The following is a 23,849-nucleotide window of genomic DNA, read 5'->3' as shown; positions in this document are numbered from 1 at the left end:
CGAGGTCACGTTCCAGTTCGGCACGTTCTTCTCGATCGCGAAGGTGACGTCGCCGCCCTGCTGCAGCTGATCGGCCTGCGCCGCGTTGCAGGTATCCCTCAAGGAGCCCTTCACGGACCGCACCTCCGCTCCGGGCACGCCCGACGACGCGAGATCGAGGTGCTCCGCCCGACCGGCGCACCCAATCCCGCGTCACGGTCCCGCGTTCAGCGGGCGAAAGCAGGCGGAGCACCCATCGGGCTGAGATGCATCCCCGCGATCCGCCACCCGTCCCCGCCGCGGACGAGCACGTGCGTCGCCCGGAACGTGCCGTCGACGCGGTTCCCCTGATGGGTCGCTTCCTGGTCGTGCACGCCGATCGCGATGGCGGTGTCACCGTGGACGCGCACCTCGACGTCGCGCCAATCCAGCCGCAGCGTCGCCAGCGCGCCGGAGCGGTAGCGGTCCAGCCACTGCTCCCGGTCGAGCACGAATCCGAGGGGTCCGACGAGCCGGAATTCGTCGGCGACCAGGCCGCCCAGCGTGTCCGTGTCGCCCGCCGCCTCGGCGACGGCCCAGCGTTTGCCCAGTTCAGCGATCTCCGCAGTGTCCACGATGCCCTCCAGTGCCGATCAATGAGACAGCACAAACGTTAGACATCTAATCGTTCGTCGTCAAACAGTTAGAGCTCGACGAACCTGCGGTACCGTCTTCCCGTGCCCCGACCCGACACGCCTCCGCTCGGCGTCCTCCTCGCCCGCACCGCCAAAGCCGCGGGCCAGGCTTTCGACCGCGCACTCGCCGAGGTCGGCGGATCGCAGCCGGCCTGGCAGATCCTCATCGCGCTCAAAACCCGCCAGCACGCGAGCCAGCGCGAACTCGCCGACGCCGTCGGCATCCAGGGCGCCACGCTCACCCATCACCTCAACGGCATGGAGACCGCGGGCCTGCTCACCCGCACCCGCGACCCGGAAAACCGGCGCGTGCACCAGGTCGAACTCACCGAACACGGCGAGCGCACCTTCCACCGGCTCGCCGACGCCGCGATCGCGCACGACAAGCGGATGCGCCGCGGGTTCACCGACGACGAGATCGCGACGCTGGCCGCATTGCTCGGCAGGCTCACGGAAAACGTGACGCAGACGGACCCGTGAGCGTCCGAGGAAGCGCTCACGGGTCCGAGTTCTGCAGTTACCGGTTATCCGGGCACGTCTTCCAGGCGAAGTGGTAAACCGTCTGGACGCTGCCGTCCGTCGAGTCCATCGTCAGGAAGCTCGTCGTCTTCGCCGGGTCCGAAGAACCGGCATACGCCCGCAATTCCGTGTTGATGTTCAGGTTGCGCTCCTGGCCGCACGGTTCGTAGATAATCGCGTCGATGTCCGTCTGATCCGAGAACTGCCAGTCATTGTCGTAGAACCCGTCCAGCCGATGCGTCGCGTACGCGGTCGGCGAGTTTCCCTGGAAATAGTAGTTCGCGCGTTCCACGCCGTACGCACCCTTTTCGAGGTGCCCGAATCCGCGGTAGTCCGCCGAGGCGATTCCGTACGTGAAGCCCTGCGGCACGTGCACGCGCAGGCCGATCTGGCAGTTCTTGCGGAAGTCGGTCGGCTGCGCGCCGACGCCGACCTGAGCGGTGTATTGGCTGTAGGTGACAGTGAATGCGGTGTTGTCCGCCGAAACCGAAACCGCGGCCGTGTCCGGCGGGCAGCCGGTCCCGTTCACGGTCGCGACGTCGATGATAATTTTGTCCGGCGGAGGATTCTGCGGCCAGGAATGCGGGGTAATAGTCGAGGAGAGGGCCAAAAGCGCAGCGGCCATTGTGGTAAGCATGGGTTCCTTCCCATTACTTCCGAGGGTGGGGGGTTTCGACAGGGTAGCGCGAGAACTACACACCGAGTCCCACTGAATGGAGCAACGTACTTGCTTAGCTGCGCACAGCAACGTGTTAACAAACCGTTGACAAAAGCTATTATGGACAATTGACGAATCAACAAAAATGATTCAAAAATACACGACCCAGAACCACCCGCCCCGGCTGGTCCGGACAACTCCGGCGGAAATCGGCCCGAAAATCGGGGCAATTGGGACAGTTCGCGCGCCGCGGCGGCCGACGCGCCACCCCGCGCCCTCTCACCCGATCCGACGGAATCTCCCGGCGCTGCCACCCGTCGCGCCCGTGTCCGCCGAACTCGACAGCTCCGGACCCGCCTCCCCCGCACCGGCCCGCAACTAGATCGTGATCTCGAGTTACGCCCTTCGGCGCGCGACTTAAGGCGGATCGCGCCGGCCCCGAACGTGATCCTGGCTACCGTGACTGGACGCACCCGGACGACGCCCGCCGGTAGGGCTAGCATCCTCGGTACTAGCCAAAGTCGTCTCAAGCTGGAGAAGCGCAATGACCCAAGCCCCTGTCAACGTCACCGTCACCGGTGCGGCCGGCCAGATCGGCTACGCGCTGCTGTTCCGCATCGCGTCCGGTCAGCTGCTCGGCGCCGACACCCCGGTGAAGCTTCGGCTCCTGGAGATCCCCCAGGCGGTCAAGGCGGCTGAGGGCACCGCGATGGAACTGGACGACGGCGCGTTCCCGCTGCTGGCCGGCATCGACATCTTCGACGACCCGAAGCAGGCCTTCTCCGGCACGAACATCGGCCTCCTGGTCGGGGCCCGCCCCCGCAGCAAGGGCATGGAGCGCGGCGACCTGCTCGAGGCCAACGGCGGCATCTTCAAGCCCCAGGGCGAGGCGATCAACGCCGGCGCGGCCGACGACATCCGCGTGCTGGTGGTCGGCAACCCGGCCAACACCAACGCGCTGATCGCCCAGTCGCACGCCCCCGACGTGCCCGCCGAGCGCTTCACCGCGATGACCCGCCTCGACCACAACCGCGCGCTCGCCCAGCTGGCCAAGAAGCTGAACGTGGCCGTGACCGACCTCAAGAAGGTCGCGATCTGGGGCAACCACTCCGCCACCCAGTACCCGTCGGTGCAGCACGCCGAGGTCAACGGCAAGAACGTCGCCGAGACCATCAACGACCAGGCGTGGCTCGCCGACACCTTCATCCCGACCGTCGCCAAGCGCGGCGCCGCGATCATCGAGGCCCGCGGCCTCTCCTCGGCCGCGTCCGCCGCGTCGGCCGCCATCGACCACGTCTACACCTGGGTCAACGGCACCGCCGAGGGCGACTGGACCTCGGCCGGCGTCGTCTCCGACGGCTCCTACGGCGTCCCGGAGGGCCTCATCTCCTCCTTCCCGGTCACCGCGAAGGGCGGCAAGTACGAGATCGTGCAGGGCCTGGAGATCGACGAGTTCTCCCGCCCGCGCATCGACGCCTCCGTGGCCGAACTGGCCGAGGAGCGCGACGCGGTCCGCAAGCTGGGCCTGATCTGAGGTTCCGTTTTCCACGATGGCCGCCCCGGTTCCGGGGCGGCCATCGCTGTCCGTGCCGGACGGAAGAACGTTTAGACCGGGTTGACGACGATATTCAGGATGCCTCGGGACGCGCCGCCGGAGAAGTTCAGGTCGCCGCGCAGCTTGTTGTAGCCCTCGCCGGCGCCGCCGGTGATCGACCCGAGCGCCTCCCTCGACGTCGGGCCGGGCACGAGCAGGTCCTGGCCTTCGACTACGACGCCGGTGATGTCGCCGTCACGGAACCGCAAATCCACCGTGCACAGCAGCCGCTGGTCCCGCCTCGCGGTGACGACAGTGCAAGTTTCGTAGAACACGCCGACGCGCAAATGATTGGCGTCCCTCAGCTCTCCGGTGCCGATGGCAACCCCACCGAGCTGGAGCGGAAGGGACGGAATCGTGTCTTCGAAGTTCTCAGCGGTGTAAGTGACCGGGGTGAGCGCGGCCGGTGAACTCGGCGCGGCGGGCGACGCCGGCGCGGCCGAGGCCGCGAGCGCGCCGAGGGGCAGCAATGCGGCCGTCGCGACACCGACCACCATCGTCTTCGAGATTTTGATCGCCACTATATCGCCCTTCATTACTCATTCGGCATCCGTTTCGGATGCCAGCAAGGAATAGTCCAGGTATTAGCTCAGCGACAGGATCTCAGTAATTTCCGCAATGGGAACGCAGATGAGCGACGTGCTGCGGGGACGCGTTCCCGGGGAGAAGAGTAGCCGCCGCCGAAAGCTTCCGAAGCCGCTGTTGGAGTGACCGCCAAAGCTCGCAGCGAATCGGCGTCCGGAGCACCGCTGATGCAGTCGATTTCACTGCCCTGAAAGGTCTTTGTGCCCTTGCCGGGCGAGGGCGATGCGACTCCGTCCGGCGACGTGCCCGAAGAATGAAACTCTATCATGGCAACCGCCGGACCGTCTTTTCCGAACGATTTCCGCACCGAACACCGCAAGACGGAAAGTTATTCCAGTCTCGCCGCGGGAGCGCCTCAGAAAGCTCCCGCGATGAGCGCGTGCAAACCGGAAGCGACGCCGAAGTCGGGAACCGTGTGCGTGTCGTCTCGAAGGTCCGTCGCCAGCTGTTCGTAGACCCGGCCGACATTCGCCGCCTGGATCGGCAATCCGCTGGCCTCGCTCACCGGAACCACCGTCCACTCCGGACTTTCCGGCCTCGACGAGCGCAGCTCCAGCCGACCGATCTGCAGCTGCGCCGCCCACGGATCAGTCTCCACAACGGAGGCCAGCATGAGATTCCCTTCGGTGCCCACGATTTCGATCCGCGTCCGGGGCAACGCCGCTTCCCCGTCGTGCAGATGAACGGACACCACTGCCCCGCCGTCGAGCTCAGCGTGGGCCAGGAAGTGATCCGGTGCCGTGACGTCGATCGGCTCCCCCGTCTCGGCGACGCGATGCGAGCCGTTCCGGATCGCCGTCCGAGCAGTCAGCTCGCGGATCGGCCCGAGCAGGTACTGCACCAGATCCAGCGTGTGCCCGCCGAGGACTTCGACCAGTCCGGCCCCGGTGCGACGGTCGTAGGTGTAGGCCGTCCATCCGGGGACATCACGGGTGTTTCCCTTGCTGCGCGAGCTGTACACGGTCGCGGACTGCACCGCGCCGATCTCGGCGATCATCGCCTGGGCCCGGCGGACGGTCGGCGAGAACCGCGCCTGCAGCCCGACAGCGGTGCGCACTCCGGCCCGCTCCCCCGCAGTAGCCAGCGCGACGGCTTCCGCGGCGGTCGTCGTCAGCGGCCATTCGCAGTAGACGTGCTTGCCCGCCTCCAGCGCGGCCGTCACCAGCTCCACGTGCGCCGGCACCTTCACCGTGACGACAACCAGGTCGACGTCCGGATGCTCGGCGAGACTCCGGGCATCAGTGAAGGCATGTCGGGCACCGAAGCGCGTGCGCGCCTCTTCCGCACTGCGGGTGCGCGTGGTCGCGACGGCGGCCAGCGAGAAGTCGGGCGACGCAGCGATGGCGGGAATGTGCGCCCGCCCTGCCCAGCCCCGGTCCGGGTTCGCGCCGAGGATTCCGACGCCGATCGGCTTGGTCAAGTCCCTGCCTCCAGTGAGCGGGTCAACGTGTTCCGGTTCTGTCAAGCTACCAGAAGCGGAACAACATGACCCGCTTGGTTTAGACTGCGGGAATGCCGGAATCCGCCGTCGCAGCGCTGCTCGCCCAAGGCCAACCGCGCGCCGACGCGCAGCGCAACGTCGAGCGGCTGGTTGCGGCCACCCGCGAAGCGCTCGATGAACTGGGACTCGCGGTCACCACTCGCGACATCGCGCAGCGCGCGGGCGTCGGCCTCGGCACGCTGTACCGACGCGTGCCGTCGCTGGACGCACTCCTCGCCGCGATCCTCACCGACACCATCGACGAGATGACCGACCGCGCCGCCCGCGCACTCGACTCCCCCGATCCGTGGCAGGGGTTCGCCGAGTTCGCCGAAACCTATGTCCAGCTACGCGCGTCCAGCTGCGGACTGCACGACGCTCTCTCCGGCCGCGGCGAACGGCTTGACCTGGAGCCGCGCATCACCCGACTGCAGCGGGCAGTGCGTCAACTCGTCCGGCGCGCACAAAAAGCCAACGTGCTCCGCGCCGACCTCGACTGGCGGGACATCCCCTTCGCGCTCGCCACCGCGATCCCGCCCGGCCACACGATCGGCCTCGTCCCGAGCGGCGACCAGTGGCGGCGGAACCTGCGCATCATCCTCGACGGCCTGCGCCCGGCACGATCGCTTGCTCCAGAAGGCCCTGCAGAACCCGCTGCTCCTTCGGATTGAGCCCGGCCAGCGGCGAATCCCGCGTCAGCAGTGCGAGCAACCGCTCGCGCAGTGCCGTGCCGTCCTCGGTCAGGACGAGATGCTTGGCGCGCCGGTCGGTCGGGTGCGCGCGCCGCTCGATCAGGCCCTGTTTCTCCAGCTTGTCCACGACGAACGTGGCGTTCGACGGCTCGCAGCTCATCCGCTCGGCCAGCTCGCGCATGGTCATCGGGCCGGTCAGCTCCCGCAGCGCGGTCGCCTGCGCGGCAGTGAGCCCCAGCGCCACCGCGCGCTCCCGGACGTGGTCGGCGATCTGCTGCGCCAGCCCGTTCACCAGACCGCACAGCTCCCGTTCGGCGATCGCCCGAGGTTCCGTCATGATCCCATCCTAGCAACTCCATCAAGTGAGCATATTTAAAGCTTGAATGTTTCTAGCTTGATGCTTATGGTCGGAGCAGACCGAGGGAAGGGAACGAAACCGTGCTCGACGACCGACTGCGCCGGCCCGCGCTGCTCCAGACCGTGCACCTGGGCGAGACGAAGGTGTCCTTCGTGCCGGACGGTGCTGTGCAAGGGAATCCGCGGTTGTGGCTGCCCAGCAGCACCGCGGAGACCTGGGCCGCACGCCCGGAGTATCTGGACGACGACGGCTACCTCGTCGCCAGCATCGGCGGGCTCCTGGTGGAACACGACGGCCGGGCGCTGCTGATCGACGCCGGGTTCGGACCGCAGTCGGTGCCCGCTGAGCCGGGAGCGCCGAACGGCCTGCTGTACGGCGGCGCGCTGCTCGACAACCTGAGCGCGCTCGGGCGAAGGCCGGAGGACATCGAGGCGGTGGCGTTCACGCACTTGCACTCGGACCACATCGGCTGGGCAGCGCAACCGGCATTCGCGCACGCCGAGTATCTGGTCGCGAAGCCAGAGTGGGCGCAGCGTGAGCCCTCCAGCGAGACCGACACGATGGCACCGCGGGTGCGCACGGTCGACGACGGGCAGGAGGTGTTTCCCGGCGTCCGGGTGCGCTTCGCCGCCGGGCACACGCCGGGACACGCGGAGTACGTCATCACCGCGGGCGAGCAACGGCTGATCGCGTTCGGTGACGCGGTCCATTCGCCGATCCAGATCGAAAACCCGGATTGGTCCTGCGTGTACGACCACGATCCGGCCGAGGCCGCCAGCCACCGCCGGAAGCTCGTCGCCGAACTCGCCGAGCCCCGCACGATCGGCTTCGGAAACCATTTCGCCGACGTCGTCTTCGGGCACGTCCGCGACGGCCGTTGGACCGCTACTGTGGGGTGAATGGCCCGGCTGATCCACCTCAACGGCCCGTCCGGCATCGGGAAATCCACCGTCGCGCGGCACTACGCCGATCTCCATCCCGGCGTGCTCGCCTTGGAGGCCGACCAGGTCGTCACGATGATCGGCGGCTGGCGGACCGCGTTCTGGGACACCCTGCCCGCCGCGCGACGGCTCGCGCTCGCCATGGCGGAAACCCATCTGCGGGCCGGGCACGACGTGGTCATGCCGCAGCTGGTGGCCCGGGTCGAGCAGGCCGAGCGGTTCGAGAAGGCAGCCCGCACGGCGGGCGGCGAGTACATCGAGATCATGCTCGCCGCGCCCCGGACGCAGGCGAAGGCCCGGTTCGCCGCGCGTGGCGAGCACGCGGCGACCGACGCGATGGCCGCATTGGGCGGACCGGTCGTGCTCGACCGGATCCACGACCACGTCGCGGAGTACCTCCCGCTCCGTCCACAGTGCACAGTGCTGGACACCGAACACCTCGACCCGGACGAAACGTGCGCGCGCGTCGCGGCGATTGTTGCCCGGCGAGCAGCGGCAGAGGCACCGAGTGCACGGAACGGGGACCAAACGGGAAAGCCGCCGCCGAGCCCGGCCTGAGCGCGGTATATGTCGAGGAGTGCCAGGACACAGAGCCGACGCGGTCCGGCCGCCGCTTGCCGGGCGGACCGCGCGCACCCTCGCCGCGGGCCGGGTGCGTTCACGGGCCGGATTCGCGGTCGCTGGTGCGGAAATCGTGGCTCGCGAGGCTGAATCCAGCGCAATTCCGCTTGCCAGCGGTCAAAAGCACGTCGGAACTGCGACGCCACTCCCCTACGACGGTCCGGTCGCCGCCGCGGATCCCGGAGTCCCCGGCCCGACCCCGCACCCGTCCTCCCGGAAGAGACCCCCATGCCCGAACCCGCTGCCCGCACGGATTTCCCCACGCCGCCCTGGCTGCTCAGCGCGACCGACAGCGTCGCCCTGCGTGCCCTCGCCGCGGGCATCCTCGACAGCACGGCGTCCGATCTCGACCTCTCCTACACGCTCGCGACCCGTACTCCGCTGGCACTCCGCGCACTGGTCCCCGCCGGGGACCGCGCCGCCCTCTCAGCCGTCGCAAGCGGCGAAACGACCGGCCAGCCCGTCGCGCAGCGCCCGCGGCTGACCTTCGTCTCCCGCGGCACCGAACTCCCGCCGGGCAGGGAAACCGAGTTCGGCCAACGGTCTCCGCTCTTCTCGGAAACGTTCGACGCGATGTTCGGCGACTATCAAGACCGGCACTTCGCTTTCCAGGGCGCGCTGTGCTGCCTGCTGGAATCCTGGGGCCTCTACCCCGAGGCGGTCGCCCGCCTGGCCAAGCGACCTTGGGATGACGCCAGCCTCGTCCTGGACCTCACCCCGGCCTCCGTCCCGGATCTCCTCGCCGAGGTCGCCCGGCTGCACACCGCGGGCATCCCGGTCGCCTGGAACGCGGTCTTCGCCGGCAGCGGCGCCCGGCAGGTCGACCTGCCCGCCGAAGCCATGCTCTACCGCCCGGAGCGGGTCCCCGTCCCGGCCAAGCCCGGCGCAGCCGAAATCCTCGAAATCCCCGCCAGCGACGACCTCCACTCCCTCACCGCCCACACCCTGCACGCAGTACAGAGCCGCGAAGACCGACTCGTCGTGACCACCGCTGGGCCTGACCCCGTGAACGCCGCGGTCTGGGGCTTGGTCAACGCCGCAGCCGCCGAGTACCCGGGCAAGATCACCGCCGTAGGCCTCGACGCGCCAATGCCCGCCGATGAGATCCTCAACCTCGTCGGCGGCAACACCGAACCGCAGCTCACCATCCGCGACGGAGTCCCGCACGCCTTCCGGATCCGCCCGGCCGCGGTCCGGACAGCCCGGCCCATCGATCCGTCCGGCACCGTCCTCATCACCGGCGGCACCGGCAGAATCGGCGCACTGCTGGCCGAGCACCTCGTCGTCGAGCACGGCGTCCGGCATCTCGTGCTGGCGAGCCGAAGCGGCCCCGCCGCGCCGAACGCCGAGCATCTCCAGGACCTCGACGCGGACGTCCGCATCGCCGCCATCGACGTCGCCGACCCGGGCCAAGCCGAAAGCCTCATTGCCTCCTGCACCCCGCCGCTAACCGCCGTGATCCACTGCGCCGCCGTCTTCGATGACGACGTCCTCGCGGAGCAAACCCCCGAACGCTTCGACCCGGTCCTGCGCGCCAAAGCCGACTCCGCCTGGATCCTCCACGAAGCCACCCAGCACCTGCCGCTGTCGGCATTCGTGCTCTTCTCCTCCGTCGCAGGAGTCCTCGGCGAAGTCGGACAAGCGAACTACGCCGCCGCCAACCGATTCCTCGACGCCCTCGCCGCGCACCGGCACGCGAAAAACCTGCCCGCCGTGTCGATCGCGTGGGGCCGCTGGGACCCCGCCCTCTTCGACGCCGCCCTCGGCAGCGAAGAACCGGTCGTGATCGGCCCCGGCACAGTGCCACCGCACGCGGAACGGCCTTGTCCGGCCGAAGAAACCTTCCCCAGACTGCTGACGAATACCCCGGCCGGAAGATGACATCCGTCATCGGGTCCGTCCCCGGTGCGCCGCAATACTCAGTGCCATGAACAAGATCCGGACCGCCGCCGCGGCCGCCGCCCTCGTCGCGGGATTCGCCGTGCTCGCCCCGGCCGCCGCCGACGCCACGACCTCGCCGCTGACCTTCGGCATCTACCCGGGCGGCTACGCGGGAGGCGGTTCCACCACCGGCAAACCCGACAATCCGGCCCAGATCCGGAAGGCGTTGGCGCAGCTGCAATCCGGACGCCAGCCGTTCCTGCTCCGCGACTACCTCGGCTGCGGCACCGCCTTCCCCGACGACGAAATGCGGTACCTCGCCCCGGGCCGCCGGCTGGACGTCGTGCTCGGCTACTCCGGCGAAAGCATGCCGGAATGGCAGACCTGCGTGGAGAACACGGTGCACCGCTACGGCCCGGTCGCCGACACGATCTCGGTGACACTCGAACAGAACGTGGTACCCAAGCCGAACGGGGACACCGCCTTGGTGCAAGGCGTGATCGCGGGCAAGAAAACCGCTGACCGCGACGGGTTCCACCGGCTGCAGATCGGCTTCGACGAGGTCGCCTACACCAAACCGTTCACCCAGTTCTGGCAGCACCTCGCCGAACTCGGCGGCACGGAGTTCAGCCGCTCGGTCGGCTTCGTCGGCATCGACCTCTACCCGGACGCGGGGCTGCCCGGCATCCCGCCGCAGTCCGACCTCGCCGGGTTCGTCCACCAGACCCTGCACAACGTCCGCACCCAGGAGATGCCGATCGCCGGCCTCGGCCGCGACGTCCCGATCCGCGTCTCGGAGAACGGCTGGGCGACGCACACCGCCGAGCGCGCACCCGCCGACCAGGCCCGCGCGCTCACCACGGAAATCCTCGCGATCAACCAGGACCGCGTCACGGAAAACGTGGCCAGTTACGAGATGTTCGACCTGCGCGACGACGTCACCGGCTCCCCCAGCCCGTTCGACAACTTCGGCCTCATGACCGACGACTACGCCCCGAAGCCGATGTACTGGCTGTACCGCGGCTTGATCTCGGCCCTCGGCCGTTCCTGAGCGGTTTTTGTCTTGAAACGTGAGCCGGGCGCTAGACGAAGTTTTCCGCCTAGCGCCCGGCTGTATAGGTCGTTATACAGTATTCAGTTGACCGAGATGTCGTCGGCGTAGATCGGGGCCTGGCCGTACCAGCCGTGCACGTAGATCGTCACCGCGCCGGAGGATCCGGTCGTGAACGGGACGGTCAGCTTGGTCCAGCTGGAGTTCGCCGTCCACGAACTGGCCGTCGCTCCCCCGCTGACCCCGGCGTAGGCGTATCCGCCCTGCACCCACGCCGTCAGCGTGTACGCGTGGTTCGGCGCGAGCGTCAGCTTCTGCGCCGCTTCACCGGTCGTCGACGCCGTCGGCGACACCTGCAGTGCGTGGCTGCCGGAGTGCACCGGCGAGGACACGATCGTCCCCCCGGTCCACGGGCTCAGTGCGCCGGTCTCGAAGTTGCCGTTGATGACGCTGCCGGTCGGGCTGGTTCCATTGACCGTCAACGTGTACGTGGCGGTGTGGCTGCCGCCGCCCGCCACCGAACCGGTGATGGTCAGCGGATAAACGCCCGGCTGGGTCGCGGCCGTCGTGGTGATCGAGAGGTTCGCGCTCTCCCCCGCCTTGACTGTCGCCGGGCTGACCGAGGCGGTCACCCCGCCCGGCGCACCGCTCACCGCGAGCGAAACCTGCTGCGCCGTACCGGAAGTCACCGCGGTGGCCACCTTCCCGGCCGCCGAACCGCCCGGGTCGACCGAAGCCGAGGCCGGGCTGGCCGAGACCGAGAAGTCGTTGCCCGGCACCGGGGTTCCGCCGGTGAACGGGGCGAACGTGTGGCTGAAGTACCACTTGTCCTGCGGGATGCCGGAACAGGTGTCCTGCGCGCCGGTGCCCGGGCAGGTGCCGTTGTCCCGCTGCAGCGCCCAGAAGGACAGCATGTTGATACCCTTGGACACGGCCCAGTTGTAGACGGTCACCGCGTCGGCCGTGGTGAACGTTTCGGCCGCGCCGAAGTCGTCGATGCCCGGCATCTCGGTGATGCCGACCATGCCCCACAGCTGGTCCTGCGACTTGTCCGGGTACAGCGAAGCCAGCTGCGACACCAGCCCGGCGGCGGCGGTCTGGGTGTCCTGGGCCATGTTGTGCGTGGCGTTGTCGTAGTAGTCGAAGGTCATCAGGTTGACCACGTCGACCTTGGCACCGTTGGAAACCGCGTTCTGCAGGACGCCCAGCGCGCTGGTGAGACCGCTCGTGGTGGTCGGCAGCGTGTAGGAGATCTGCAGCGAGCGCCCGTTGGCCGCCGCCCAGTCCTGGACCTTCTTGATCGCCTTGTTCCGGCGGTCGACGCCGGCCGAGTTGGTCAGCGAGTTGTCCTCGATGTCCATGTCGAGGCGCGGCACGTCGTAGGTGGTGATCAGCGATTCGTACGCCGCCGCGATCTTGTCGACGTCCGTGCAGCTGTCGGCGATTTCGGTGGCGTTGTGGTCCGCGGTGTAGCCGCCGAACGACGGGATCACGTCCCCGCCGCGCGAGCGGATGGTGCGGAAGTCCGCGCCGAAGGACGAATCCGCGACCGGGAGGCTCGCGTCGCCGTTCCAGAGGACGGTGCACGAACCCGAGGAGGCGGTCTGCAGGAAGGCCATCGTCAGGTGCTTGACGCCGGCTTCCTGCGCCATCGCGGCCGGGCTCTGGCCGTTCCAGGATTCGAAGTAGGGCGCGAACACGTGGTTCGGCAGCGGCGTCGCGGCGTGCGCCGGGGCCGCGGTGGCGACCAGCACGCCGAGCGGAGCCGCGGCGGCGGCCAGGACAGCGGACAATCGTGACAAGTGACTTCTTCGTCGCATGCGGGCTCCAGTGCCGAAAAAGGGGCCGTGCGGCGGCGGCGCACGGCCGGAACCTTCTCAGAATTGGACTGGACCAGTCACCCGTCAAGGTCTAGACCACTAATGCGGCCGAACGGCCGGGTCGGATCGTCGGGCGCCACCGGGGGCCGGTGGTCCGGTGCCGGGCACGGAGCTGCCGTCCGCCTCGTGAGTGTTCCGGCCGGTGAGAACCGGCAGGAACACTCACGACCGCCGGTGGCTCAGCCGACCTGTTCCCTGGCCGGAGCCGGCGCGCCGAGCGCGAACGTGGTCGACCGCGTGGTCAGCGAAATCAGGGCCGCGGCCAGCGTCGACACCGCGAGGAAGCCGAACGCCGCGGCGAACCCGAACCAGTCCGCGAGCCAGCCCATCACCAGCGGCGCGAGCACGCCGGCGAGCTGGCCGCCGGTGTTGACCAGGCCCATCCCCGCGCCCACCAGATCGCGCGGCAGCACGCGCAATGGCAGGCCGACGATGCCGATCGAGGCGAGTCCGCTGATGAACATCGCGACGGTCTGCAGCACGGTGAACCCGGTCGCCGAGTCCGACAGCAGCATCGCGACGAGCACGCCCGCCGCGGCGACGAGCGCGGGCACCACGAGCCAGCGCGGGCGGCGGTCGAAGTACCGGCTCATCAGCCAGCCGCCCAGCAGCACCGCCGCCGCGCTGACCAGCTGCGGGATCGCCGCCGAGATCCCCGCCGCGACCAGCGACAGGCCCTTCGTCTCGACCAGGTACGACGGGACCCAGGTGATCATCCCGTAGGCGAGCATGTTGAAGCAGGCGAACATCGCCGCGCAGCGGATCACCAGCCGGTTCCGCAGCACCTGGGACACCGGCACCTTCACCGGGGCGACGCGCGCCTCGGGTTCGGTCAGCTCGCGCGGCAGCGGCGCCGGCAGCAACCGCCACAGCAACAACCCGACGACCAGCCCGGCCACCGCGACGATCCAGAACGTATGCCGCCAGCCCGCGGCGACCACGAGCGGCGCGACCAGCAGCGGCCCGAGCCCGGCCCCGACCGAGTTGGACGCCAGCAGCAGCCCCGCGCCGCGGCTGCGCCCCTCCTGCGTCGTCCGCTCGGCAAGCGCCTTGAACGCCGCGCCGGGGAACAACGCCTGCGCGAACCCGAACGCCGCGCGCAGCACGAGCAACACGACCAATCCGGGCGCGAACCCGGTGGCGGCGGTGAACACCGACCACGCCACCAGCGAAATCACCAGCAACGGCCGCGCGCCCACGCGGTCCGCGAGCAGCCCGCCGGGCATCTGCCCGAGCAGGTAGGCGATCGCGAACGCGGACACGACCAGCCCCTGCGTGGTCTTGGAAAGCCCGAACTCGGCACCGATCAGCGGCAGCGCGACCGCGATCATGACGCGGTCGATGTAGTCGATGATGAAGACGCCGACCAGCAGCGCCAACGTGGTCCGTTCGGTCCGCCGCACGACCGGGGCGGAACTCGGAATGCTCACCGTCGGATCCTCCTTGATTCGGCGATGCCGCATTGTGCGGTCATGGACCCCCTCCGCGGCTTCGTCGGATCCGCCGAATCCCGGGCCCGGGTGTCAGCGGATCCGACGAAGAGCCGGTTCGCCAGCTTCCCAAGGATCGGTGCGGCGGCGGCGATTCGCGAGCTTCGGCGCAGGTCAGCGCATCGGCGACCCTGCGGCAGCGCTCAGAATCCCGGCGGGCGGCGAAACCCGCCGATCGCCTCCGCGAGGCACTGCGCGAAGCGGACCGCGGTGCGGTCGTGCAGATGGGGCGCGATCACCTGGACGCCGACCGGAAGCCCGTCCCGAGTCGCTCCCACCGGCGCCACCGCCGCGGGCAGATAGTTCAGCGAGGACAGCGATATCCACGGCAGCATCTCGCGGTACGGCCGGTCCGAGCCGTTGATCCGCAGTGTCCGGAGCGACCAGCTCGGATCCGGCCGCTGGTCGTGCGGGAAGGCGGCGGTGGGGCTCACCGGGCAAAGGAGCACGTCGACGTCACGGAAGAACTCCGCCCAGCGGCGGCGAGAATGCTGCCGGCGTTCGTCGAGGAGGTGCCAGTCGCGGAAGCGGAGCGTCGCGTCGGACGCGAACCCGCCTCCTCCCGCCGCGGCGAGCGCCACGAGCCCGGAGTACGACTCGTCGGGCTCGATCAGCCCGGATTGCGCCATCAGCAACGGGCGGTAGAGAGCCATCGTCTCCTCGAGCCCGACCGGCCCCGGACCTTCGACCACTGCAGCGCCCTCGGCCCGCACCGCCTCCAGCGTCTCCCGCAAGATCGCGGCCGGCTCGCCGTCGACGGGGCAGAACGGGTCGTCGAGCCAGGCCGCGACCCGGAACTCCCGCAGCGTGTTCGCCCTGGCGGCAGGCAATTCCAGCCGCCAGGCCGGCGAGCGCTCGCGGTCCGCTCCCGCCAGGACGTCGAGACCGAGGCCGAGGTCGTCGGCGTGCCTGCCGAGCGGGCCGAGCACGCTCATGTCGGTGTCCGCCAGCGTCCCGGGAGCATGACCCGAAACCGTCCCGCGGCCCGGCACGATCCCGTACGACGGACGCAGCCCGTAGACACCGCAGAAGTGCGCGGGCACCCGGATCGAGCCCGCGGTGTCGCCGCCGAGTTCCAGCCCGGTCAGCCCCGCCGCGAGTGCCGCGGCGGACCCGCCGGAGGAACCGCCGGGGCCGCGGGCCGGGTCCCACGGATTGTTCGTGGTCCCGTAGATCTCGTTGTAGGTCTGCCAGTCCCGGGCGTCGGCGGGCAGGTTGGACTTGCCGAACACGATCGCGCCCGCGTTCTTGAGCCGCGTCACCGACTCGGCGTCGCGGTCCGGGACGTGCTGTCCCCAGCGGGCCGAGCCGCCGGTGGCCCGCATGCCCGCGACCTCCACGGAGTCCTTGACCGTCACCGGGACGCCGTGCAGGGCCCCGAGCGGCTCGCCCCGGGAGACCGCGCGATCGGCCGCCCGCGCCGCTGCCCGCGCGCCCTCCTCGTCCCGGGCGACGACGGCGTTCACCTTCGGATCGAACCGCCGCCCCCGGTCGAGGTAGTGGTCGAGCAGTTCGACGCTCGACACCTCCTTCGCCGCGACGGCGGCAGCGAGCTGACGCGCGGAACGAAATGCCAAATCAGTCATGCGAATCTCCAGGAAAAGACCGGACGCGCAGGATTACCGGTGGCGGTCACGAGGCCGCTTCGTGGCGGGCGTGGCCGAGGCCCTGCCAGCGGCGGGCGGCCGGGGCGGGCAGCTCGAACTGGTCGAGGATCCTGGTCACGACGTGGTCGACCATGTCGTCGAGGGTCCGGGGTCGGTTGTAGAAGGCGGGCATCGGCGGGACGATCCGCGCGCCCAAGCGGCTCAGCGCCAGCAGGTGGTCGAGATGGATCTCGCTCAGCGGCGTCTCCCGGGGAACGAGGACGAGGCGGCGACGCTCTTTGAGGGTGACGTCGGCGGCTCGGGTGATGAGGTTGTCGGCGTAGCCGGTGCGGATCGCGGCGAGCGTCTTCATGCTGCACGGCACGACAACCATGCCGTCCGTGCGGAACGAACCCGACGACAGGAGCGAGCCCTGCTCACCGGGCCGGTGATGGACGTCGGCCAGCTCGACGACCTCCCGCACGGTGCGGGTGCTCTCCAGCTCGATGGTCGTCCGGGCCCAGGTGCTCAGCACGAGGTGGGTCTCGACGTCTGGGAGGTCGCGCAGGACCTCCAGCAGCCGCACGCCGAAGGGAGCGCCGGTGGCCCCGGACATGGCGACGACGATGCGGACGGGACGAGTCATGCCGGGTGTCCTTTGTGGAGGGTGGCGAGCACTTCCGCGCTCCTGCGCCAGTCTTCGAGTTCGGCCAGCTGTCTGGTGGTACGGAAGCCGATCGGGCTGAGCGGGATGCCGAGGCTGTCGCGTTTGTGGTGAACGACGGCGAAGACGCAGCCGAGGACGTCGCCGAGGGCCAGCGACCGGATCAGCCGGAGCTTGAGGTGATGGCAGACGGTCCCGTCCACGGCCAGCAGAGCCGCGTACGGGTGCCGCCTCAGATTCGCTCGGGTGCCGGTCCCGGCCACGACCGCGTACAGCGCCGCACGGTCGTCCGCGGGTTCGAGTTCGGCGCGGGACAGCAGCGCGGTGTGCGGGTGGCCGCGCTCGTCCACGGTGAGCAACGGGAATGCTTGTTCGTCGGCGTCGAGCGGTGGCTCCCCCGCGACCAGGCGGGCCACCTCCTCGGGCAGGTTCGGCACGTCGTCCTCCTCGGTCGGCGGGGGTCAGAGCGGCAGGACGCCCTTCCAGCGTGCACGGAGTTCGGCGCGGTAGCCCTCGTCGACCCGGTTGGCGCGCGGATACTGGTCTTTCCACGCGAACGGCTTGCAGGCGTCGACGAGCACGATCCCCATGGACAGATCGCCTGCCTCCCGTTTGGCCGGGGAGAGCCGGGGGTCGATGGCGGTGGTGGGCGAGCGCAGGACGTGGATCGACTCCGCCGGATCGACGCGGGTGAACAGCGCCCAGAGCACGTGGTTGATGTCGGTGATGTCGATGTCCTCGTCGACCGCGACGAGATAGCGCTCCATGCCGCCGGTGCGCTTGCGCGAGGCGGCGGCCAGCAAAGCGTGCATGGCGTCGCCCGCACCGGTCTGCTTGATCGAGACGACCATCATGAGCTGGCGGGCGTAGGCCCACACGCCCTGGACGTTCTGGACCCCGGCTTGCTCGAGGTGGTCCCAGGTCACGGTGGCGGAGTAGAGCGGCACGGCCTGGTCGCCCGCCGGAATGGTCGGGAGCATCGGCGGCGCGCCGAGGATGATCGGGTCGTCGCGGTGCAGGATCCGCCGCACCCGCACGACGGGTTCCTGGCCGCTGTGGGTGTAGTAGCCGGTCCACTCGCCGAACGGGCCCTCCAGCACGGATTCCTCCTCGGGCGGCGGCATTTCGCCGACGAGGACGATCTCCGCGCGCGCCGGGACGGGCAGGTCGGTGCCGGGCGCGGGCAGCACCTCGACGCCCTGCCCGCGCAGGCCGCCGGCCAGGTCGTACTCGGAAACGCCTTCGGGAGCGGACATCGCGGCGGCGGTGGACAGGATCGGGTCCTGCCCGACGACGACGGCGATCGGGCAGTTCCGGCCGCGCTCCCAGTACTTGTGCGCGATCGCCCGTGCGTGCCGGTTGCCGAGGAACCACACCGAAAGCCGGTCCTTGCCGTGCACGGAGACCCGGTAGGTGCCCGCGTTGACCCAGCCGGTGTCCGGGTCGCGGGTGACGACCATGCAGGAGGTGCCGATGTAGCGGCCGCCGTCGCCGTCGTGCCAGCGCGGCGCCGGGAACATGGTCACGTCGACGGTCTCGCCCTCGAGGACGTTCTCCAGCACCGGTCCGTCGGCGACCTCGACCGGCGGGATCATCCGCAGGTCGCGGCTGATGTCCTTCCAGGCCCGCACGATGTCGAGCTTCGGGGTGTCGGCGGGCAGGCCGAGCGCGACGGCGCTGCGGGCCGGGGTGCCCATGAAATTGGTGAAAACCCGGAAACCGCTCGGGTAGCCGGGAATGTCGTCGAAGAGCAGCGCCGGCCCTTCGCGCTCGGCGAGCAGTTCGGTGATGCCGCCGATCTCCAGGTCCCAGTGGGCCCCTTCGACGCGGCGCACCTCGTCCTCGCCGAGAGCTTCGGTCAGATGCTCGAGGTAATGCCGGAGATCACGGAATGCGGTCATGCCCCCACTGTGCGATTTTCGCGGGACGCCACTCCAGTCACTGCCTCGAAATCGCCGGATACCGCCACGGATTACGCTCGACACCGTGGAAATCCTCGATCTCCAGCTCGTCCACGCTCTCTACGTCGACGGTCGCGCGTCTTTCCGCCGCATCGCCGCGGTGCTCGGCGTCTCCGAGCAGACGGTCGCCCGCCGCTACCGCAGGCTCCGCGAAACCGGGGCGGTCCGGGTCGTCGGCCGGCTCGACCCCCGTTTTCTGGGGCACGCCGAGGAATGGGTGCTGCGGGTGCGGTGCGCCCCGTCCGCGACGCTCGCCGTCGCCACTGCGCTCGCCGAGCGGTCGGACACCTACCGGATCCAGCTCGCCTCCGGCGGCACCGAGATCGGCTGCCACATCCAGACTTCCGACCAGCGGGCCCGCGACGCGCTCCTGCTGGACAAGCTCCCCGCCACCCGCCAGGTGACTTCGGTCGAGGCGCACCAGGTGCTGCGCCTGTTCCGCGGCGGCCCGGACGGCTGGCACACGCCGATCGCGTCGCTGAGCCCCGGGCAGGTCGCCGAACTCGCCCCGCCGCCGCCGGAGGCGGAGCCGCTCGACCTCGACGAGGGCGACCGGCCGCTGCTGGACGAACTGGCTCGCGACGGGCGCGCGAACCACGCCGCGCTGGCCGCGAGCACCGGCTGGCACGAGTCGACGGTCCGCCGCCGCATCGACCGGCTCAGGACGAGCGGGACGCTCTACTTCGGCGTCGACTTCGACGAGCACCTGCTGGGCTGGTCCAGCCACACCCTGCTGTGGATCTCGGTCAGCCCGGCGGCCCTCGGCGCCGCGGGCGCCGCTCTCGCCCGCTGCCCGCAGATCGCCTACGCCGCCGCCACCACCGGCCCGACCAATCTTCTGGCCACCGCGCTCTGTGCCGACGCCGGCGCCCTCTACGAATTCATCACCGGCCAGGTCGGTTTGCTGCCCGGCGTGCAGACGGTCCAGACCGCTCCGGTCCTGCGCGTGGTCAAACGGGCCGCAGCTTTCCCCTGATCGTCCGGACAACTGAGGCCGCCAGGACTCAAGCCCGACCGTATAGGTCGTTATACACTTGCTTCGGAACGCCGAACCCAGCGTGGCGCGCTCCCCTGCCGGAAAGCACGCCACGCTCGCGGTTGTTCCTACGCTCCGGCGAGACCCCGGCGCTTCAGCAGCGGCTCGATCTCCGGCGCGCGGCCGCGGAAGGTCGCGAACGCCTCCATCGGGTCGACGCTGCCGCCGAGGCCCAGCAGGGTCGACCGGAAGTGGTCGCCGTTCTCCCGCTTCAGGCCGCCGTTTTCGGTGAACCACTCGACGGTGTCCGCGTCGAGCACCTCGCTCCAGATGTAGGAGTAGTACCCGGCGCTGTAGCCGCCGGAGAAGACGTGGTTGAAGTACGTCGTCCGGTAGCGCGGCGGAACGCTTTCCAGTGCCACGCCCGCCTTTTCCAGCGCTTCGGCCTCGAACCGCTGCACGTCCTCCACCCGGTCGTCCGGGCCGAGGCGGTGCCACGCGAGGTCGAGCAGCGCGGCGGCGAGGTACTCGGTCGTGCGGAAGCCCTCGCCGTACTGCTGCGCGGCCTCCAGCAGTTCGACCTGGCCGGCCGGCAGCGGCTCCCCCGTCTCGTGGTGCTTGGCGTAGTTGGCCAGGATTTCCGGCCACAGCATCCACATCTCGTTGACCTGCGACGGGTACTCGACGAAGTCGCGCGGCACATTCGTGCCGGTGAAGGTCGGGAACTCGACGCCGGACAGCAGCGAGTGCAGCGCGTGCCCGAACTCGTGGAACGCGGTGCGCACCTCGTCGAGCGAGAGCAGGGTCGGCTCCCCCTCGCGCGGCTTGGTCACGTTGAGCACGTTGACCACGACCGTGCGCCGCCCGAGCAGCCGCGACTGGTCCACGAAGTTGTTCATCCACGCGCCGCCGCGCTTGGAGTCGCGGGTGTAGTAGTCCATCAGGAACAGGCCGAGCCCGCTGCCGTCGGCGTCGAAGACCTCGAAGACCCGCACCTGCGGGTGGTACTTCGGCAGGTCGTTCCGCTCGGTGAAAGTCAAGCCGTACAACCGGTTCGCGGCCACGAACACGCCGTCGTGCAGCACCCGGTCCAGCTCGAAGTACGGCCGCAGCGCCGCGGTGTCCAGCCGGAACCGCTCGCGCTCCACCTTCGACGCGTAGAACGCCCAGTCCCACGGCTGCAACGTCGCGCCGGGCACGTCGGCTTCCAGCAGCTTCTGCAGTTCCGCGGCCTCGGTGCGCGCGTTCGCGACCGCCACCGGCGCGAGCCGCTCGAGCAGCCCGCCGGCGGCTTCGACGGTCTTGGCCGTCTCGTCCGCGATCACGTACGCCGCGTGGTTCGGATAGCCCAGCAGCGCGGCCCGTTCGGCCCTCAGCCGCGTGATCTCCTCGACGATCGCGTTGTTGTCGTAGGCGTTTCCGCGATTGCCGCGCGACACCGAAGCGGTGAAGACGCGCTCGCGCACCGAACGGTTCTCCAGCGACGCCACGGCCGCCTGCGCGGTGGGCAGCGTCAGGGTCAGCACGTACTTGCCCTCGAGCCCGCGCTCGGCCGCCGTCTGCGCCGCCGCCGCGATCGCGCTTTCGCCGAGACCGGCCAGTTCCGCGGCGTCGTCGAGCACGACCGCGAGTTCGTTGGTGTCCCGCAACAGGTTCTGCGAAAAACGGGTCTGCAGCGTGGAAAGCTGCTCGTTCAGCGCGCGCAGCTTCGCCTGGTCGTCCTCGGGCAGCCCGGCTCCGGCCCGGCTGAAGTCGGTGTAGCGGCGCTCCAGCAACCGCAGCGCCTCCGTGCTCAGCCCCAGCTCCGCGCGCTTCCGGTACAGCGCGTCGATGCGGGCGAACAGGCGCGGGTTCAGGTGGATCGCGTCCTCGTGGGCGGCCAGCTTCGGGGCGAGCTCGGCCTGGATCTCCTGGACCTCGTCGGTCGCGTTCGAGCCCGAGATGTTGAAGAAGGTGCCCGACACCCGCGTCAGCAGCGCCCCGGCCCGCTCCAGCGCCGCGATGGTGTTCTCGAAGGTCGGCTCGGCCGGGTCGTCGGCGATCCGCTCCACGTCGGCCGCGTGCTCGGCGAGGCCGGCCTCGAAGGCGGGCCGGTAGTGCTCGTCGGCGATCCGGTCGAACGGCGGCAGCTCGTACGGCAGGTCGCTGGGGACGGCGAACGGGTTGTCCGGGGAAATCATTCGGGTTTGCGCTCCTGGTTCTCCACAGGGTTCTCCGCGTGGTTCCGCCCACCCTACGGGGTCTGGCATCCGACGGAAGGACTGTCGATCGTCAGCGGCCCGTGCTTCCGCCGACGACGGCGTCGCTGGAACCCTTCTTGGCGCGGCCGCCTTTCTTGGGCGGCGGCGGCACGATCCCGGCCAGATCGCCGCCGTGCTCGTTCACCCGGAGCACGAACGGCCGCGTCTCGGTGTAGCGGACGACCGACACCGCGGCCGGGTCCACGACGATCCGCTGGAAGGCGTCGAGATGCTGGCCCAGCGCGTCGGCCAGGATCGACTTGATCACGTCGCCGTGGCTGCACACGACCCACACCGCGTGGTCGCCGTGCTCGGCGGTGATCCGGGCGTCGTGCGCGCGGATCGCGGCCACCGCGCGCGCCTGCATTTCGGCGAGCCCCTCCCCGCCCGGGAAGACCGCCGCCGACGGGTGCGCCTGCACCACGCGCCACAGCGGTTCCTTCACCAGGGTCTTGAGCTCCCGGCCGGTCCACTCGCCGTAGTCCACTTCGGACAGCCGCGGTTCGACGACCTTCGCCAAGCCCCGCGCGGCGGCCAGCGGCGCGACGGTCTGCTTGCAGCGCAGCATCGGCGACACCACCAGCTCGGCGACCGGCACCCCGGCGAAGCGCTCGACGAGGGCGGCGGCCTGTGCCCGGCCGGTGTCGTCCAGCCCGACCTTCGGGGTGCGCCCGGCGAGGACGCCCGAGCCGTTGGCCGTGGACTTTCCGTGCCGGAGCAAGATGACCGTACTCACGACGCCACCCTAACCGGTGATCCGCGCGTTCAGCCGCCCGCGGGTCCCGCGTTCGGGTCGAGCACGCCGCCGAAGACCAGGCCGAACAGCACGACGCCGAGCACGACGCGGTAGATCACGAACGGCACGAAGCTGCGCTTCTTGATGTAGGCCATCAGCCACGCGATCACCAGGTAGCCGACGCCGAACGCGACCAGCGTGGCCAGAATCGTCGGCCCCCACTGCGCGTTCTCGCCGTTCTTGCCGATGTCGGTGAGCTTGTACAGCCCCGAGCCGAACACCGCGGGAACCGCGAGCAGGAACGAGTACTCGGCGGCTTCCGAACGCGTGTAGCCCATCAGCAGACCGGCGCTCGTCGTGCCGCCCGAGCGCGAGACGCCCGGGATCAGCGCGAGCGCCTGCGCGAAGCCGTACGCCAGGCCGTGCGGCACGTTCAGGTGGTCCAGCGTCCGCTGCTGCTTCGCGGTCCGGTCGGCGAACAGCAGGATCAGGCCGAACACGATCAGCGTCGTCGCGGTGATCCGCAGGTCGCGGAACGCCTTGTCGATCTCGTCCTGCAAGAGCAGGCCGAGCACCACGATCGGCAGCGAGCCGACGATGATCAGCCAGCCCAGCCGCGCGTCCGGGTCGCGTCGCCAGTCCGGGCGGTAGATCGAGAAGAACCAGGCGCGCAGGATCCGGCCGATCTTCGGTCCGAAGTAGAGGATCACCGCCAGCTCGGTGCCGATCTGGGTCACCGCGGTGAACGCCGCGCCCGGATCGCCCCAGCCCGACAGCGCGGCGACGATCCGCACGTGCGCGCTCGAGGAGATCGGCAGGAACTCCGTGAGCCCCTGCACCAGCCCCAGCACCAGGGCCTCGAACCATCCCATCAGGCCGCTCCCGCCGGTTCGCCCGCCCGCAGCGGGCGCAGTCCGATTCGCACGGTCGGGAACCTATCGGGTGGTTCTTGAAGGTTCCCGGCAGGGCGCCGGTCCACGCCAGGACTTGAGGCCCGCAGGTGACGGCCGGGCGGCCGGGCGGGGAACCCTGAGTCAACGCGCCAGGAACTGAAGATTGCGGTATGGACGCGCTGCTGGCGTGTTTCCGCAGCTCAGCTGGCTCGATCCGGTTGAGCGCACGTCGCTGCGGGCCCCGGACCCGGGAACGGAAGCCGGGTCGTGGTCCGTGAAGGGCTCCTTGAGGGAATCAGATTCCTTTCCCGCTCCGCCGGAGCCGCCCGCGCAGCCGCCGCGAACGCCGCCCCGCCCGCGAACCCGGCCAGGACGAGCCCCGCCCCCAAC

The 23,849-nt window shown here is 69.8% G+C and carries 22 protein-coding genes; 8 read left to right on the top strand and 14 right to left on the bottom strand.

The window, feature by feature from the left end:
* Positions 1 to 206 precede the first annotated feature (206 nt).
* A complete protein-coding gene (locus ABZX37_RS46220) occupies positions 207 to 593 on the bottom strand; it encodes a nuclear transport factor 2 family protein (protein ID WP_354750697.1) in 387 nt (128 codons plus the stop codon).
* 102 nt (positions 594 to 695) lie between these two features.
* Here ABZX37_RS46220 and ABZX37_RS46215 point away from each other — a divergent pair, with 102 nt between their 5' ends.
* Positions 696 to 1,133 (top strand): MarR family winged helix-turn-helix transcriptional regulator, encoded by a 438-nt coding sequence (locus tag ABZX37_RS46215; RefSeq protein ID WP_354750696.1) that lies wholly within the window; start codon positions 696 to 698, stop codon positions 1,131 to 1,133.
* A gap of 37 nt (positions 1,134 to 1,170) precedes the next feature.
* On the opposite strand, the gene ABZX37_RS46210 is transcribed toward ABZX37_RS46215, so the two are convergent.
* The gene (locus tag ABZX37_RS46210) at positions 1,171 to 1,809 is read right to left on the bottom strand and encodes a DUF4360 domain-containing protein (RefSeq protein ID WP_354750695.1); all 639 of its coding nucleotides are present in this window, start codon (positions 1,807 to 1,809) and stop codon (positions 1,171 to 1,173) included.
* 565 nt (positions 1,810 to 2,374) lie between these two features.
* On the opposite strand from ABZX37_RS46210, the gene ABZX37_RS46205 reads away from it, so the two are divergent.
* Entirely contained in the window at positions 2,375 to 3,364 is a 990-nt protein-coding gene (locus ABZX37_RS46205; protein ID WP_354750694.1) for a malate dehydrogenase, read from the top strand.
* 71 nt (positions 3,365 to 3,435) lie between these two features.
* Here the strand turns inward: ABZX37_RS46205 and ABZX37_RS46200 are convergent, their stop codons facing one another.
* Both ABZX37_RS46200 and ABZX37_RS46195 read right to left on the bottom strand, forming a co-directional pair.
* Positions 3,436 to 3,945, bottom strand: a complete 510-nt coding sequence (locus tag ABZX37_RS46200; RefSeq protein WP_354750693.1) for a hypothetical protein — start codon at positions 3,943 to 3,945, stop codon at positions 3,436 to 3,438.
* Between the two features lie 419 nt (positions 3,946 to 4,364).
* Positions 4,365 to 5,429 carry a Gfo/Idh/MocA family oxidoreductase gene (locus ABZX37_RS46195; RefSeq protein ID WP_354750692.1) on the bottom strand — a complete coding sequence of 355 codons (1,065 nt, stop codon included), beginning with the start codon at positions 5,427 to 5,429 and terminating at the stop codon, positions 4,365 to 4,367.
* 92 nt (positions 5,430 to 5,521) lie between these two features.
* Between ABZX37_RS46195 and ABZX37_RS46190 the strand changes: the two genes are divergently transcribed.
* Positions 5,522 to 6,160, top strand: a complete 639-nt coding sequence (locus tag ABZX37_RS46190; protein ID WP_354750691.1) for a TetR/AcrR family transcriptional regulator — start codon at positions 5,522 to 5,524, stop codon at positions 6,158 to 6,160.
* Here ABZX37_RS46190 and ABZX37_RS46185 read toward each other — a convergent pair.
* The gene (locus ABZX37_RS46185; protein WP_354750690.1) at positions 6,084 to 6,518 is read right to left on the bottom strand and encodes a MarR family transcriptional regulator; all 435 of its coding nucleotides are present in this window, start codon (positions 6,516 to 6,518) and stop codon (positions 6,084 to 6,086) included. The two genes, ABZX37_RS46190 and ABZX37_RS46185, sit on opposite strands and share 77 nt — an antisense overlap.
* Positions 6,519 to 6,619: 101 nt before the next feature.
* On the opposite strand from ABZX37_RS46185, the gene ABZX37_RS46180 reads away from it, so the two are divergent.
* The 4 genes from ABZX37_RS46180 to ABZX37_RS46165 all read left to right on the top strand — a co-directional run bounded on the left by ABZX37_RS46180 (position 6,620) and on the right by ABZX37_RS46165 (position 11,033).
* Positions 6,620 to 7,438 carry an MBL fold metallo-hydrolase gene (locus ABZX37_RS46180; RefSeq protein WP_354750689.1) on the top strand — a complete coding sequence of 273 codons (819 nt, stop codon included), beginning with the start codon at positions 6,620 to 6,622 and terminating at the stop codon, positions 7,436 to 7,438.
* Positions 7,439 to 8,038 carry an AAA family ATPase gene (locus ABZX37_RS46175; RefSeq protein ID WP_354750688.1) on the top strand — a complete coding sequence of 200 codons (600 nt, stop codon included), beginning with the start codon at positions 7,439 to 7,441 and terminating at the stop codon, positions 8,036 to 8,038.
* A gap of 291 nt (positions 8,039 to 8,329) precedes the next feature.
* The gene (locus tag ABZX37_RS46170) at positions 8,330 to 9,982 is read left to right on the top strand and encodes an SDR family NAD(P)-dependent oxidoreductase (protein WP_354750687.1); all 1,653 of its coding nucleotides are present in this window, start codon (positions 8,330 to 8,332) and stop codon (positions 9,980 to 9,982) included.
* 46 nt (positions 9,983 to 10,028) lie between these two features.
* The gene (locus ABZX37_RS46165; RefSeq protein WP_354750686.1) at positions 10,029 to 11,033 is read left to right on the top strand and encodes a hypothetical protein; all 1,005 of its coding nucleotides are present in this window, start codon (positions 10,029 to 10,031) and stop codon (positions 11,031 to 11,033) included.
* Between the two features lie 83 nt (positions 11,034 to 11,116).
* Here ABZX37_RS46165 and ABZX37_RS46160 read toward each other — a convergent pair whose 3' ends face one another.
* From ABZX37_RS46160 to ABZX37_RS46135, 6 genes are all read right to left on the bottom strand, one after another.
* Positions 11,117 to 12,835, bottom strand: a complete 1,719-nt coding sequence (locus ABZX37_RS46160; RefSeq protein WP_354750685.1) for a glycosyl hydrolase family 18 protein — start codon at positions 12,833 to 12,835, stop codon at positions 11,117 to 11,119.
* Between the two features lie 257 nt (positions 12,836 to 13,092).
* Positions 13,093 to 14,343 (bottom strand): MFS transporter, encoded by a 1,251-nt coding sequence (locus ABZX37_RS46155; RefSeq protein WP_354750684.1) that lies wholly within the window; start codon positions 14,341 to 14,343, stop codon positions 13,093 to 13,095.
* Positions 14,344 to 14,546: 203 nt separating this feature from the next.
* The gene (locus ABZX37_RS46150; RefSeq protein ID WP_354750683.1) at positions 14,547 to 15,989 is read right to left on the bottom strand and encodes an amidase; all 1,443 of its coding nucleotides are present in this window, start codon (positions 15,987 to 15,989) and stop codon (positions 14,547 to 14,549) included.
* Positions 15,990 to 16,035: 46 nt separating this feature from the next.
* The gene (locus tag ABZX37_RS46145; protein WP_354750682.1) at positions 16,036 to 16,635 is read right to left on the bottom strand and encodes a UbiX family flavin prenyltransferase; all 600 of its coding nucleotides are present in this window, start codon (positions 16,633 to 16,635) and stop codon (positions 16,036 to 16,038) included.
* A complete protein-coding gene (locus ABZX37_RS46140; RefSeq protein ID WP_354750681.1) occupies positions 16,632 to 17,090 on the bottom strand; it encodes a hypothetical protein in 459 nt (152 codons plus the stop codon). The genes ABZX37_RS46145 and ABZX37_RS46140 overlap by 4 nt, the downstream gene beginning before the upstream one ends.
* A 24-nt stretch (positions 17,091 to 17,114) precedes the next feature.
* The gene (locus tag ABZX37_RS46135) at positions 17,115 to 18,554 is read right to left on the bottom strand and encodes a UbiD family decarboxylase (RefSeq protein WP_354750680.1); all 1,440 of its coding nucleotides are present in this window, start codon (positions 18,552 to 18,554) and stop codon (positions 17,115 to 17,117) included.
* A gap of 85 nt (positions 18,555 to 18,639) precedes the next feature.
* Here ABZX37_RS46135 and ABZX37_RS46130 point away from each other — a divergent pair, with 85 nt between their 5' ends.
* Positions 18,640 to 19,590, top strand: coding sequence for an Lrp/AsnC family transcriptional regulator (locus tag ABZX37_RS46130; protein ID WP_354750679.1), 951 nt, complete (start codon positions 18,640 to 18,642; stop codon positions 19,588 to 19,590).
* A gap of 128 nt (positions 19,591 to 19,718) precedes the next feature.
* Here ABZX37_RS46130 and ABZX37_RS46125 read toward each other — a convergent pair whose 3' ends face one another.
* The 3 genes from ABZX37_RS46125 to ABZX37_RS46115 all read right to left on the bottom strand — a co-directional run bounded on the left by ABZX37_RS46125 (position 19,719) and on the right by ABZX37_RS46115 (position 23,438).
* Positions 19,719 to 21,770: a M3 family metallopeptidase gene (locus ABZX37_RS46125; RefSeq protein WP_354750678.1), complete on the bottom strand. Its 2,052-nt coding sequence runs from the start codon at positions 21,768 to 21,770 to the stop codon at positions 19,719 to 19,721.
* Between the two features lie 91 nt (positions 21,771 to 21,861).
* On the bottom strand, positions 21,862 to 22,566 hold the full coding sequence (locus tag ABZX37_RS46120) for a histidine phosphatase family protein (RefSeq protein ID WP_354750677.1): 705 nt from the start codon (positions 22,564 to 22,566) through the stop codon (positions 21,862 to 21,864).
* A gap of 29 nt (positions 22,567 to 22,595) precedes the next feature.
* Positions 22,596 to 23,438 (bottom strand): undecaprenyl-diphosphate phosphatase, encoded by an 843-nt coding sequence (locus tag ABZX37_RS46115; RefSeq protein ID WP_354750676.1) that lies wholly within the window; start codon positions 23,436 to 23,438, stop codon positions 22,596 to 22,598.
* Positions 23,439 to 23,849: the final 411 nt, after the last annotated feature.

Source organism: Amycolatopsis sp. NPDC004079 (assembly GCF_040610415.1).
Taxonomy (GTDB): Bacteria; Actinomycetota; Actinomycetes; order Mycobacteriales; family Pseudonocardiaceae; genus Amycolatopsis; species Amycolatopsis halotolerans.
Note: the sequence above shows the minus strand (reverse complement) of the source record. Positions and strands in the feature narration are given on the sequence as shown.